At 32.9% G+C, this 14,726-nt stretch carries 13 protein-coding genes; all 13 read left to right on the top strand.

Annotated features, from left to right (window positions below; translation table 11 throughout):
- Positions 1–295 precede the first annotated feature (295 nt).
- Complete coding sequence (locus tag T497_RS0109655; RefSeq protein ID WP_037324814.1) at positions 296–1,582, top strand: DegT/DnrJ/EryC1/StrS family aminotransferase; 1,287 nt, start codon at positions 296–298, stop codon at positions 1,580–1,582.
- Positions 1,582–2,205, top strand: coding sequence for a sugar transferase (locus T497_RS16475; RefSeq protein ID WP_051530611.1), 624 nt, complete (start codon positions 1,582–1,584; stop codon positions 2,203–2,205). Before T497_RS0109655 ends, T497_RS16475 begins: the two co-directional genes overlap by 1 nt.
- 16 nt (positions 2,206–2,221) lie before the next feature.
- Positions 2,222–3,262, top strand: a complete 1,041-nt coding sequence (locus T497_RS0109645) for a lipid II:glycine glycyltransferase FemX (protein ID WP_037324810.1) — start codon at positions 2,222–2,224, stop codon at positions 3,260–3,262.
- 11 nt (positions 3,263–3,273) lie between these two features.
- Positions 3,274–4,464: a glycosyltransferase family 4 protein gene (locus T497_RS0109640; protein WP_028515432.1), complete on the top strand. Its 1,191-nt coding sequence runs from the start codon at positions 3,274–3,276 to the stop codon at positions 4,462–4,464.
- A 3-nt stretch (positions 4,465–4,467) separates the two neighbouring features.
- Entirely contained in the window at positions 4,468–5,376 is a 909-nt protein-coding gene (locus T497_RS0109635) for a LicD family protein (RefSeq protein ID WP_037324807.1), read from the top strand.
- A gap of 11 nt (positions 5,377–5,387) precedes the next feature.
- Positions 5,388–6,305 carry a glycosyltransferase gene (locus tag T497_RS16470; RefSeq protein WP_051530610.1) on the top strand — a complete coding sequence of 306 codons (918 nt, stop codon included), beginning with the start codon at positions 5,388–5,390 and terminating at the stop codon, positions 6,303–6,305.
- A gap of 14 nt (positions 6,306–6,319) precedes the next feature.
- Positions 6,320–7,045 (top strand): IspD/TarI family cytidylyltransferase, encoded by a 726-nt coding sequence (locus tag T497_RS0109625; protein WP_028515430.1) that lies wholly within the window; start codon positions 6,320–6,322, stop codon positions 7,043–7,045.
- 11 nt (positions 7,046–7,056) lie between these two features.
- Positions 7,057–8,127: an NAD-dependent epimerase/dehydratase family protein gene (locus T497_RS0109620; protein WP_028515429.1), complete on the top strand. Its 1,071-nt coding sequence runs from the start codon at positions 7,057–7,059 to the stop codon at positions 8,125–8,127.
- A gap of 149 nt (positions 8,128–8,276) precedes the next feature.
- The gene (locus T497_RS0109615) at positions 8,277–9,566 is read left to right on the top strand and encodes an O-antigen ligase family protein (protein WP_155266889.1); all 1,290 of its coding nucleotides are present in this window, start codon (positions 8,277–8,279) and stop codon (positions 9,564–9,566) included.
- Complete coding sequence (locus T497_RS0109610) at positions 9,553–10,668, top strand: glycosyltransferase WbsX family protein (RefSeq protein WP_028515427.1); 1,116 nt, start codon at positions 9,553–9,555, stop codon at positions 10,666–10,668. Before T497_RS0109615 ends, T497_RS0109610 begins: the two co-directional genes overlap by 14 nt.
- Positions 10,643–11,779 (top strand): glycosyltransferase family 4 protein, encoded by a 1,137-nt coding sequence (locus T497_RS0109605; protein ID WP_028515426.1) that lies wholly within the window; start codon positions 10,643–10,645, stop codon positions 11,777–11,779. The genes T497_RS0109610 and T497_RS0109605 overlap by 26 nt, the downstream gene beginning before the upstream one ends.
- Positions 11,772–12,428: a DUF1919 domain-containing protein gene (locus T497_RS0109600; protein WP_028515425.1), complete on the top strand. Its 657-nt coding sequence runs from the start codon at positions 11,772–11,774 to the stop codon at positions 12,426–12,428. Before T497_RS0109605 ends, T497_RS0109600 begins: the two co-directional genes overlap by 8 nt.
- On the top strand, positions 12,425–13,960 hold the full coding sequence (locus T497_RS0109595) for a lipopolysaccharide biosynthesis protein (protein WP_028515424.1): 1,536 nt from the start codon (positions 12,425–12,427) through the stop codon (positions 13,958–13,960). The genes T497_RS0109600 and T497_RS0109595 overlap by 4 nt, the downstream gene beginning before the upstream one ends.
- Positions 13,961–14,726: the final 766 nt, after the last annotated feature.

Genomic DNA, 14,726 nt, shown 5'->3' with positions numbered 1-14,726 from the left:
AATATTTGTGAGTTTAGAATTCCCTAATTTTTACGCTTGCTTTTTTTTATGCCAAAGGGTATAATTGAAACGTACAGCCTTTACCATACATTATTATTATATATCGCTTGGTATCATCAATGCGGTGCATAACCATGGCATAGCTAAATGCAAGTAAGAAATTATTGCCCCACGGAGGGGCAGGCAAATGATAAATATAGGCTTGTTGATTTTGCCTATGTCGGAAACGACAGAGTGGATTCCGGGGTTACGGATCGGATCAATAACGCTGGGTGGATAGGAGTAGAAACATCAGATGTTTGTAAACAAAAGCAACATTAAACCCTTTGAAAAGAAAGTATGGCTTTCATCGCCTACTATGCACGGTGACGAGCAAAAATGGGTAAACGACGCATTTGAGAAAAACTGGATAACAACAGCAGGAGAGAACATCAATGAGGTAGAAAAGCTCGTTGCAGAGTATGCCGGAGTAAAGTATGCTGTAGCTCTTTCCTGCGGAACAGCTTCACTTCATCTCGCAATAAAGCTTGCAGGCGAAAGACTTTATGGTCAGCCTAAGCCTAATTGCGGAACACTTCAGGGGCACAAGGTATTCTGTTCGGATATGACATTCGACGCTACTGTAAACCCTGTTGCTTATGAGGACGGTGAAGCCGTTTTTATTGATACAGAGGCAGATACATGGAATATGTGTCCCGATGCTCTTGAAAAGGCATTTGAGATATATTCAGATGTAAAGTTGGTAGTAGTTGCTCATCTTTATGGCGTTCCCGGAAAGATCGACGCTATCAGAAGAATATGCGACAGACACGGTGCACTCATAGTTGAGGATGCTGCTGAGTCCTTCGGTGCTACATATAAGGGTAAGGAAACAGGCTGCTTCGGCGACTACAGCGCTATCAGCTTTAACGGAAACAAGATAATCACAGGTTCGTCAGGCGGTATGTTCCTCACAAACAGCATTGACGACGCTGATAAGGTTCGCAAGTGGTCAACTCAGAGCCGTGAAGCCGCTCCATGGTATCAGCATGAGGAGATCGGCTATAACTACCGTATGTCAAACATTATCGCTGGCGTTGTTCGTGGACAGATGAACTACCTTGACGAGCATATTGCCCAGAAAAAGGCTATATATGAGCGCTATAAAGAGGGCTTCAAGGGACTTCCTGTTACTATGAATCCATTCGATATAATTGACAGCGTGCCTAACTACTGGCTCAGCTGTATGCTCATAGATAAGGAAGCAATGTGCAAGCAGGTTCGCGGCGAAAACCAGCCTATGTATATTTCCGAACAGGGCAAGACATGTCCTACAGAGATTCTTGAGACTCTTGCAAAGTTCAATGCAGAGGGACGTCCGATATGGAAGCCTATGCATATGCAGCCTATTTACCGTATGAATGGCTTCGTTACTGCAAAGGGTAACGGCAGAGGACAGTCCAATGCGTATATTGACCGCGGTGCTGTGCTTGATGTTGGCGCAGACATCTTCGAGAGAGGCCTTTGTCTCCCAAGCGATAATAAGATGACACCCGAGCAGCAGGATATCATAATCGAACTTATCAGGAGTTGTTTTGAATAATGTATGCAAAGTATTTTAAGCGTATGCTTGATTTTACTCTTTCACTCGGAGCAATAATCGTTCTTTCACCGATACTTTTGGTCCTGACTATTGTCGGAGCAGTTGCAATGGGCGGTAATCCGTTCTTTACGCAGGATCGTCCGGGTAAGAATGAAAAGATATTCAAGCTTGTAAAGTTCAGAACCATGAACAACAAGAAGGACAAGAAGGGAAATCTTCTGCCGGATGAGAAGAGACTTACCTCATATGGTAAGCGACTCAGAAGTACAAGCCTTGATGAACTTCCCGAATTGTTCAATATTATTAAAGGCGATATGTCTATTATTGGTCCGAGACCATTACTTCCCAGAGATGTAAAATATATGAATTCAATTCAAAATAGAAGACATTTAGTTAGACCTGGATTAACTGGTTTAGCTCAATCTTCTGGCAGAAATGCTTTGAATTGGGATGAGAAACTTAAATATGATGTCGAATACATTAATAATATTAGTTTTTCTGAAGATATTAAGATATTATTTAGAACAGTTAAAAAGGTTTTTCTGCGTGAAGATACCACATTTGCTGAAGGGGCGGATATGGATCTGAAAGATTGGAATGAGTTAAAAAACAAATCATTATAAGTCTGGAAGGTTTATTATGAGTTTAAAGATTTATAGTATAACAGAATGTGAAGAATGGGATAGAATTGTAAGAAGCTTTTCTGATTATGACGTGTATTGGCTTAGTGGGTATGTTAAAGCTTTTATGATACATGGCGACGGAATACCTTTATTATTCTATTATGATGACGGATCTGTTCGTGGAATAAATGTAGTTTTTAAAAGAGATATTGCTGATTGCGATGTTTTCAAAGATAAAATACATAGAGACGAATACTTTGATTTGACAACACCATATGGATATGGTGGTTGGCTTATAGAAGGCAATCAATCAGATTGTATTTTTGAGGAATATGAAGAATATTGCAATGCAAATAATATAATAAGCGAATTTGTCAGATTTCACCCTGTATTAGGTAATAGCTCTTTTTCATCTTCTTTTTATGATATTATCGAACTTGGAAAAACAATTACAATGGATCTTTCATCACCAGATGTTGTGTGGGAGAATTTATCAAGCAAAAATAGAAATATGATTCGTAAAGCGCAAAAAAATGGCGTTTGCATTATGAACGGAAGAAGCCAAGAATTGTTTGATAAGTTTATTGATATATATAATGAGACTATGGCCAAGGACAATGCCAAAACATATTATTATTTTAAGTCGGATTTTTATAAGAGTGTACTGAATGATTTACCATACAATTCACAGATTTTTTATGCTGAATTGAATAACCAAATAATTGCAAGTTCTATAATACTGACAACTAATGGAATGATGAATTATCATCTTTCAGGTTCTAAGCGTGAGTTTTCAAACTTAGCACCAACTAATTTGTTGCTCTATCATGCTGCTCTTTGGGGAGCGTATAATGGATATAAGTCTTTTTATTTGGGCGGCGGTGTTGGAAGTGCGGAAGATAGCCTTTTTAAGTTTAAAAGAGCTTTCTATCGTAAAGATGACTTGCATAGTTTTTTCATTGGAAAGAAAATATTTATGAAAGAGAAGTATGAGTGGTTAGTTTCGTTAAGAAATAATGTTACGGATGATGCCTTTTTCCCAAAATATAGAGCATGAGGGTTGAATAGATGGATATTCTTATTTTATCAAATTTTTGTATGGATTTTTCAGAAAATGATAATGACCGTTTTTTGTATATAGCAAAAATGCTTTGTAAGGAGCATAATGTTGAAATCATTACAAGCGATTTTTATCATACAGAAAAACGATTTCGTAAAGAGGCAGTAGCGAAATGGCCGTTTAAAATTACATTTTTACATGAAACAGGATATTCAAAAAACGTGTGCTTAAAGCGTTTTTATAGTCATTATATATGGGGAAAAAGCGTAAAAGAATATCTTGCTAAACGTAAAAAACCAGATGTTATATATTGTGCAATTCCATCTTTGTCAGCACCTTTGTCAGCAGCGAAATACTGTGAAAAGAATAATGTACGATTTGTAATTGATGTTCAGGATTTATGGCCAGAAGCATTTCAGATGGTAATGAATATTCCAATTTTAAGCGACATTGCATTTTTACCAATAAAAAAAATGGCTGATGGTATCTATAAAAGAGCGGATGCTATTTGTGCAGTTTCTCAAACATATGTTGATCGTGCTATGAAAGTGAATAATAAGTGTAGTAAAGGTGTGTCTGTATTTTTAGGAACAGACTTAAATGTATTTGATGAAAATGCATTAAATAATAAGGTTGAAAGAGATGTGGCTGACAGATTAAGACTTGCTTATTGTGGGACTTTGGGAAGCAGTTATGATTTAACATGTGTAATTGACGCACTTGATATTATTAAGAAAAAAGGACTTCAACCACCAAAGTTTATTGTAATGGGAGATGGACCAGACAAGGAGCGCTTTGAAAAATATTCAAAAGAAAAAGACATTGACGCTGAGTTTTTAGGGCGAATGTCATATGATAAAATGTGTGGAATGTTAAAATCTTGCGATATTACTGTTAATCCGATTAAGTCTGGCTCGGCTGGTTCAATTATTAATAAACACGCTGATTATACAGCTTCTGGTTTGCCTGTTCTGAATACTCAGGAATGTAGGGAGTATAGAAAACTTGTCAAGGAGTACAAAATGGGCTTTAACTGCAAAAACGGAGATGCTGAAGATCTTGCGGACAAGCTTGAAAGACTTATCAAAGAACCAAAGCTCCGTAAAATAATGGGAAATAACTCCAGAAAATGTGCAGAAGAGTTATTTAATAGAAAGAATTCTTATCTTAGAATAACAGACCTAATAGAGAAGGAATGAATCATGGGATTGAATCTAAATTACAAGGACATTCTAAATGAGTTGGCAAGAAATGATAAGAATGTCCGTCAGATGACAGACGAAGAGCATGAGTCACTGAAGGATTGTCTTTATGAGATGTCTGTCGATATTGAAAAAAGATGTCGTAAAAACGGTATAAAGCTGTTTCTTGTTGGAGGAAGCCTTCTTGGTGCTGTAAGACACGGTGGCTTTATTCCATGGGATGACGATATGGATTTCGGTATGAAACGCAGCGACTATGAGAAAATGAAGAAGGTATTTGACAAGGAATTTTCTGATGCGTATGAACTTAGGTGTCCGAATTCAGATTCACCCAATGGCAATCGTTTCATGCAGATTTTTAAAAAAGGAACTGTGCTCAGGACTATAGGCGACGAAAATCCCTTGCAGCCAAGTGCAGCGTATGTAGACATTTTTCCTTATGATTATGTTCCAGAGAACAAAATTTTGAGAAAAATCAGGGGAATCAAGTCGAATATTGAGATGTTTATTGCATCTTGTGTAATGGATGAGAAATACATGAGCAAAAAGACAAGAAAATACTATGCACAAAGTAAAGATGGAAAGCTTTTCTTTCGAATCAGACGTTTTGTCGGTAATTTCTTTTCTTTCAGATCTCCTGTAAAATGGTTCAATACCGTGGATAATACCATACATTACAGAAGAAAAACGTCTCTTGTGACAAGTGCAACGGGCAGAAAGCATTATTTTGGTGAGATTTATTCTACAGATACCTTTTTCCCTCTAACAGAAATAAAGTTCAAGGAGCATTTTTTCTATGCACCAGGTAACTATAAAAGGTATCTTGAAGGATTGTACGGAAACGATTACATGGTGATTCCTGATAAAATGCACAGAGAATGTCATTTTATAACTGAATTAAAACTGTAAAGGATAGTACAATGGAAAAAGTAGCTGTATTGATGAGCACCTACAATGGTGAAAAGTACATAAAAGAACAGATAGACAGTATTCTTGCCCAGAAGGATACAGAAGTCTCATTGTATATAAGAGATGACGGTTCAAAGGATAGTACATTGGATATTATCAGGGAGATTTGTTCGGAAAATGAAAATGTACATCTGCTTGTTGGCAAAAATAACCTCGGAGTCGGCAACAGCTTCATGAATCTCATTTATATCGTTCCTGATATCTTTGATTATTATGCGTTGAGCGATCAAGATGATATATGGTGTGAGGAAAAGCTTATTGAGGCTATAAAGTTGCTTAAGGAAACTGATTGCAGCCTTTATGCCTCAAATCAGGAAAATGTAGATAAATACGGCGAGTCAATGGGACTTAGATATACAGACGAGAAGATTCATCTTACAACTGAGAGCATAATATTCAGCAATATGCTGGCAGGTTGTACAATGGTGTTCCCTGTTGAGTTTAAAAAGCTTCTGAGTGAAGAAGGTCGCAGACCTTCCCAGGCTCTTTTGAAAACTAGGATACATGACGTTTGGGTTGCAGGTGTGGCAACTGTTGTTAAAGGTATTGTTTATGATGATCGTTCGTTTATGAAGTATCGTCAACATGAAAACAATGTTGTAGGAGCGAAAAAGGATACTATCATTGATGATTTTATTCTAAAGTGGAAAAAGGTGAAAAATCCAAATTTAAGAAATGGAAGAAGTGCATTTTCAACTGCTCTTGTAGTGTGCTTTGGTGATTATATTCCTGCTGACTCGAAGGTAAGAGTTTTCAGCGAAGCTAGTAAGAATAAGTTGAAGCTCATTTTTGATACTAATGAGTTATGTAGCTATAATGGTGAAAAGCCATTTTTGTTTATACTAAAGGTGCTTCTGGGACTATTCTAAGGAGAATGAGAAAAATGAAGAATATAGGTGTAATTTTTGCAGGCGGTGTCGGAAGTAGAATGCATAGCAAGGACAAACCCAAACAGTTTCTTGAGATTTTTAATAAACCAATAATAATACATACTCTTGAACATTTTGAAAAAAATGATGATATTACCGATGTGGTGATTGCTTCTGTTAAGGAATGGATACCATATCTTGAAGGTCTTATTGAAAGATATATGATTAAAAAAGTGAGAAAAATTGTTCCAGGTGGCGAAACGGGTCAGCTTTCAATATATAATGGGTTAGTTGCCGCAAAAGAGGTGGCAGGTGAAGATGAGGCTGTTGTACTGATACATGACGGTGTACGTCCACTTATTAATCCTGATCTCCTTACTCAAAATATCGAATGTGTAAAGAAGAATGGCTGTTGCATAACATCCGGAATAGTCAAGGAAACAATAGTTGTCGTTGATGATAACAATAAGATTTGTGAAGTACCGTCAAGAGCTCATTCTCGTGTAGCAAAAGCTCCTCAGAGCTTTTGGCTCAACGATATACTTGAGGTTCAAAATAAGGCTATAGAGGAAGGAATCACCAACGCTATAGATTCCTGTACTCTTATGAAGAGCTTCGGCCGTGAACTCTATATGATAGACGGTCCCTATGAAAATATCAAAATAACTACACCTGATGATTTTTTTACGATGAGAGCTGTTCTTGAAGCAAAAGAGAATGAGCAGATTTATATAAGCTGATAGGAGAAGGTATGAAAAATAGTTCTGTAATGATAGAAGATTTTGAGTATGTAAGTTCAGTAAATTTTATACCATGGGATAAGCTTAGTAATAAAACGATTTTGGTTACAGGTGCAACAGGACTTATAGGTCTTAATCTTATTAAATCCGTAATATATGCCAGCAAAAAAAAAGAACTCAATGTTAAAGTGATTGCTCTTGTTCGCAATATGGAAAAAGCAAATAATGTATTTGAGGATGAGATAGCGTATCCAGGACTGAGTTTTGTCTTAGGCAATATAAAGAATATGCCAGATATATCAGAGAATATTGATTTTATCGTCCACGGAGCGAGTGTGACTTCAAGTAAGAGTTTTATAGATGAGCCTGTTGAAACAATAACTACTGCAATTAATGGCACAAGGAATATTCTTGAGCTAGCAAGAGTGAAAAATGTTGCTTCCGTAGTTTATCTTTCCAGTATGGAGGTCTACGGTCATCCTGATAAAGGACATATTGTCACAGAGAGCGAGGTAGCAGGCTTTGATACTTCAAATGTAAGAAATTGCTATCCGATAAGCAAGCAGATATGTGAATCCATGTGTTCTTCCTATGCGTCTCAGTACGAAGTACCTGTAAAGTGTATAAGGCTTACTCAGACTTTCGGTCCCGGCGTTTCTTTTGATGACGGCAGGGTTTTTGCTGAGTTCATGCGTTCTGCTATAAATAAAAAAGATATAGTATTAAAAACAAAAGGTGAGACAGAACGTTGTTATCTTTATACTGCTGATAGTGTTACGGCAATCCTCACGGTTCTTCTTAATGGGAAAAACAAAGAGTGTTATAATGCTGCTAACCCCAGAACATATTGTTCAATTCTTGAAATGGCAGAAATGGTTGCTAATGATGTGTCAGGGGGAGATATAAGTGTGAAGATTGAGCTTTCAGATATTGAAAAGCTTGGGTATGCTTCAACACTTTATATGATGCTTGATGTTAATAAACTTATAGGAATTGGTTGGAATTCATATTTTTCACTTAAGCAAGCGTTTGAACGTATGATTAATAACATACGTGAAGAAAAGGAAAACGTTATTTTATAATGGGTGATAGTTAAAAATATTTAATTCTTGAGAATAATTCAAGTATTAGTTGAAGAGGTCTAATATAAACATATCAATATATTATTTTTATAGTATTTGAATTGTAAAACGTAGTATATTAGCTGTATGTAGAATATGAAGTATGTGATGTGTTAAAAAGAATTTTTCAAATTGTTGAGGATGGTAAAATGCTTGTTTTATGTAAAAATGAGATGAAAATTAATATAAAATCGTTGATTAAAGCTTGTATAATTATTATACAGATGTTAATTGTGTTCACTCCTGTTGCTGTTACAAATATGGGAATAATGGGATATTTAAATTATTATAGATTATTGTTCCTTTTTATAGAAGTGGGAATTTTTTTTATTACATCAAAAAAAATTGTTGATTGGGAGATTATAATATGTATAATCGGATTTTTTAGTGCTAATTTATTTATAACTTTTAAAAATAATAAGAGTGAATTTATTTCAAGCGTAAATACAATGGTTTTATATCTACTTTCAGTAATAACTATGTTGAACCTTGGAAGAAGATCAAATAAAAGTACTATTAGTATAGTTTATAGTTATATTGTATTTATCATGTTTATTAATTTATTGTCTCTTATATTTTTGCCTGATGGTTTTTATAAACAATATCTTCATGAGATGACGATAGAACAAGCAAATAGTGTGTATTTTTTAGGTGTTGATAATGGATTTGGTGCTTATATATTTCCTTTCATTTCATTAGGATCATTTATAAATTATTATTTTGATAAAAAAATAATTTCATCAGTTATCCTATTTAGCATTTCAATTCTAACATATTTAATATCTTTCTCGGTTACAGGGCTTTTGGCAGAATTGTTTTTTTTAGTTATATTCTTTTTTCTCGTAATAGGAAAAGAAAAATCATTGATATTTAAAATAGTTGATATTAAGACAATTATATTATTTTATATAGCTATGATGTATTTTTTGGTGTTTAATAATACTTTTTCAAATAATGGAATAATTGCTGATATAATAAAAAATAAATTTGGAAAAAGTATGACTTTTTCTGGAAGAACTGATATATGGGAAAAAGCAATTAATAAAATAAACGGAAGTTTACTTTGGGGATATGGTTCTGTTGAATATGGCGCTTATATAAGTTTACCGGGTACAAGTAAGGCATTTGGAGCACATAATACAGTATTGCAGCTTCTTCTACAATATGGCTTAGTAGGTGTGTTTTTCTTGATTTTGGGACTTGTAATATGCTTTTATAAATTTAAAAAAGACAAAAAGTTTATTATTGCAAATAAATATTTTTATGCAGGAGTTATAGCGGCTTTGATTTATTATTGTTTTGAGGCCGCTAATATTGCCCCAGCGTTAGGTTGCTTGTTTTATATATATGGATTTGAAACTTCAAATAACAAGAGGAGAATTAATTATGATAGAACGTAAAGAAATGATAATTGCATTTCATTTACCTCAGTTCCACGCAATTAAAGAGAATGATGAATGGTGGGGAAAGGGATTTACAGAATGGGTGAATGTGAAAAAAGCAAAGCCATTATATAAAAATCATTATCAACCACGTATTCCGCTCAATAATAATTATTATGACCTAAATGATTTAAATAATATGCTATCGCAAATGAGGCTTGCAAGTAAATATGGCATAAACGGTTTTTGTTATTATCATTATTGGTTTAATGGGAAACTATTGCTTGAGAAACCGTTAGAGTTAATACGCGATTTTGAAGGAGAAAAGTTACCATATATGCTTTGTTGGGCAAATGAACCTTGGACAAGATCATGGGATGGACAATCAAAATCTATAATTATGCCACAAAAATATGGGAATGAGCCTGAATGGGAAAAACATTTTCAATATATTTTAACTTTTTTTAGGGATCCTAATTATATATTTATAGATAAAAAACCAGTATTTGTAATTTATCGTTGTAATAATATTCCTAATTGTGATGATATGATTAATTATTGGGATAAAAGATGTATTGAAGAAGGTTATAAAGGGATTTATATAGTTGAAGAGCTAAATGGATTTCAAGATAAACCGATTTGCAAAAATTCAAAAGCTTATGTAGAGTTTGAACCTATGTATACGGTAACTTATAGGCGAAAAACAATTAATAAAGTAGTTGACCGATTAAGAACCTATGTTTACAATTTAATGAGCAAAGGGTCGTTTTCAAGAGTATATTCTTTTAATACTATATGGCGAAGTATTCTGAATAGAAAGGGTAATTTATTTAAGAATAAGGAGCGTTTTGTTGGAGGATACGTTGGATGGGATAATTCGCCCAGAAGAAGTAGGGGAGCAAGTATTCATATAGGTAGTACTCCAAAGAAATTTAGTAAGTATCTTAATTATCAAAGAAAAAAAGCTCGATATGAAAAGAATCGTTATATTTTTATTAATGCATGGAACGAATGGGGCGAAGGTGCTTATTTAGAACCAGATGAGAAAAATAGATATGAGTATCTTGAAGCTATAAAGAAAACAGGTGAAAAGAATGAAAATCTTATTCATAGGTCATGAAGATGATTTAAATGGGGCTAGTAAGTCATTGCTTGAAATTATAAGTATTCTTGAAAAAAAACATCAAATATATGTTTTAACTCGTTCAACTAAGGGAACATTTTATAAGGAATTATTAAAACATAATATTAAGGTAATTGTAATGCCTTATTATCGCTGGTGTATAGTTAAAGGAACTTGTTTAGGTTGGTTGCGAAAAAAGGCAATATGGTATTTTTATCATCAGTTTGTTAATTTAATAACAGCTAAAAAGATATCAAATATTGTAAAAAAAGAGCATATTGATATAATACATACAAATACAAGTGTTATTTCAATAGGTGGGTTGATACATGAAAGATGTAATGTCAAACATGTATGGCATATTAGGGAGTTTGCAGATTTGGATTTTAATATGTATCCTCTTATAAATAAAAAAAAATATTATCACTTTATGAACAATACAACAGATTGCTTTATTTTTAATTCAAATGCTGTTGCAAATCACTATACATTGTTAGATAAACAAAAGAAGGTTGTAGTATATAATGGTGTAAGTTCAAAAAATATTATACAAAATATCGAAAAAGAACAACATTCAAACTGCAATATACTTATTTCTGGAAGGATAGGATACGCCAAAGGACAGAAACAAGCATTGCAGGCGTGTGAAAAACTAATTAGAATGGGAATTACAAATTTTCATTTGTTTGTTGCTGGAAGTGGGAATATTGACATACCTTCAAGTTTGAAATCACATGTGACTCTCCTTGGAGTTGTGAATGATATGCCTTCTATTAGAAAAAAAATAGATTTTGAATTGGTTTGTTCGCGTGCTGAAGCTTTTGGTCGTGTAACTGTAGAGGCCCAGTTGGGGGGGATTCCTGTGATTGGTAGTAATACAGGTGGAACTACAGAATTGATAGTTGATGGTTATAATGGTTTCCTTTATGAATTAGATAATATTGAAGAATTGGCAAATAAAATGGCTGTTTTGATACAAGATAAAAAAATGTGTGTTAAAATGGGAGATCAGGCACGTGCGAATGCAATAAAAACATTCTTAATCGAACGATGTGTAAATGAGATAGAGTGTATTTATTCAAAATTAGTAGGAGTTGAAAATGTATAAAGTAAAAGAATTTATAATGAGAGTAAGAAGAAAATGTAAAAACTTAAGCTATCGAATAAGAATTAAAGATAAGGATTTTACATTAATAGCTCAAAACTGCATTGGAGGAGTTATTTATTCTCAACTTGGTATAGAGTTTAAATCTCCAACGATTAATATGTTTATTGAAGATGAAAATTTTGTCAAACTTGTTGATAATCTTCCTTATTATTTATCGACAAAACCGTATCCAATTGAAGATTCATATATAGATCCGATTGATTCGTCAATATGCTATCCTAAAATAGGAGTAGGAGATATCGAACTATGTTGTTTGCATTATAAAGATTGTAAGTCGGCAATAGCTGCGTGGGAAAGACGTTGTAAACGAATTAATTTAAAAAAAGTATATGTGATTGGAAACTCATGGAATATGCATAATGATAGAGAATTAATTAAACATATTGCAGATTGCAAGTATCCTGTACACATTTTTACAACAGATGATATGAAATATAAAAACTGTCAACAGTTACCAGGTGAAAAATGGATAATAGATAAAAGAGGAATAGTAAGACCGAATATAACGGATACGGTTCCGGGATCTTACTTAAAATATTATGAGACTTTTTTTGATTTTGTTTCATGGCTGAATGGAGATAAAAAGTGAAAATACAAAGAGCTAAAAATACTAAAAGAAGTATTTTTTATGGAAGTATTAATCGTGTAGTTGTCCTGTTGTTACCTTTCATAAATAGAACGGTAATGATTAAGGTATTAGGTGCTGACTATTTGGGGTTAAACAGTTTATGTACATCAATACTTCAGGTTTTAAGTCTTTCAGAGTTAGGAGTCGGTTCTGCACTTGTATATAGTATGTACAAGCCGTTAGCAGATGATGATAACGAAGAGATTTGTGCTCTCTTGAATTTATATCGAAAGATTTATAGAATAATTGCAATAGTTATGACTGGCTTGGGAATATGTGTGTTGCCTTTTTTAACACTATTAATTCATGGGGATATTCCAAATGGCGTGAATATATATATTGCCTTTTTTCTATATCTTATTAATTCTGTGTTAAGTTATGTATTGTTTGCTTATAAAGCGAGTATTCCTACAGTTATGCAGCGTAATGATATAATAAGTAACATTAATACATTAACTCAGGGAGCGATGCAGATTGCTCAAATTATTGTTCTATTAATATTTAAAAACTACTATCTTTCATTAATTATAATGCCTTGTTCAACTATCTTAAACAATTTAATTTTGTCGTGGATAGTAAGTAATAAGTATTCGCAATTTAAACCTAAGGGTGAAGTTAGTCAAGAGAAAAAAAAAGAAATAAAAGTAAAAATATCAGGCTTAATTATTAATAAAGTCTGTCAAGTTACGCGTAATTCTCTTGATAGTATTTGTATATCTTCTTTTTTAGGATTGACAATTACTGCAATGTATAATAACTATTATTATGTTATTACTACATTAATAGGTTTTTGTGTTGTAATTTTATCTTCAATGCAATCAGGAATTGGAAACAGTGTTGTAACAGAAAGCGTTGAGAAGAATTATGAGGATATGGAAAAGCTTAATTTTGTATATATGTGGCTAAATGGTTTTTGTACAGTTTGTTTAGTTTGTCTATACCAACCATTTATGAAATTATGGCAAGGTGAGAATATGATGTTCCCATTGCAAGTTGCGATCCTCTTTTCAGTTTATTATTATGCGCTAAAAATGGGAGATATTCGTGGATTGTATTCAGATGGTTTAGGATTATGGTGGGAGAATCGTTATCGTGCTCTTGCTGAAACAGTAGCAAATCTTGTTTTGAATATTGTTTTGGGATATTTTTTTGGTGTCTATGGAATTATTTGTGCAACATTAATTTCATTGTTGATAATAAATTTTGGATTTGGTTCAAAGATTGTATTTGTACATTATTTTAAGAATGAAAAAATCGGAAAATACTTTTTTTATCATTTCTTTTATGCAACAGTAACTGCGCTTGCTTGTATATTAACTTACTTAATATGTATACAATTCCATTTTTCATCCATGTTTTTAGAGTTGCTTATACGGTGTGTAATTTGTATTATTATCCCTAATATTGTTTTCTTTTTAATTTATCATAAGACAAAAATGTTTAAGGTTGCTGTACCATGGGTTCTTGGAAAATTTTGGAGAAAAACAAGCTGAATACAGAAAAGATTTTGAAATATGATACTTTAAGAAAAATGTATAAGTTATGGCATAAAATTGATGGTTTTTAATGTGAATAAACAGTAAAAAGATTTATTGTTAGTAGAATGTGCTTTATTAAGTATTGTTATAGGAAGTACAGTGATGATATATAATAAAGTGTTATATCATAAAAATATTAACTTGAAATTGCAGCCATTGCCAAAAATGAATCAGAGTTTATTCGTGAATGGGTGTTTTTTCATAAAGCTGTTGAAACGGGGATTCTTGTGTAATATGATAATGATTCGAAAGATGACATGAAGGCGGAAATTTAAGAATCTAGTGAAAATGAATTTGTTAATTATTATCTGATTTCTGGAATGCATAAACAAATTAATGTATATAATTATGTGATTGAAAAGCATGGAAATAAGTGTGAGGTGATTGCATTTATTGACTGTTATGAGCATTTAATGTTAACAAAAACGGACAGATATTTATACAATTGTAAACAAATTAAGAAAAATGGATTTTGTAACAGTAGGAATTTTTGTTCCGGTTGTATATAATATAATTAAAGAATATATATAATCACATACAACTTATTTTTTTACAAAAAGCCATGAACAGTGTAATAAGTGAGAGCATTTGAAATATGGATTATTCTTGTAAAAGAATTGAAGATGTTTTGATCTTCATAATAATAATGATTTTATGATATATGTGCCAAAAAATTATGAAGAACTGGTACATAATATAATGAAAAGCATAGGAGGAAAAA

This window comes from Ruminococcus flavefaciens MA2007 (assembly GCF_000621845.1).
GTDB classification, from domain to species: Bacteria; Bacillota; Clostridia; order Oscillospirales; family Ruminococcaceae; genus Ruminococcus; species Ruminococcus flavefaciens_E.
Note: the sequence above shows the minus strand (reverse complement) of the source record. Positions and strands in the feature narration are given on the sequence as shown.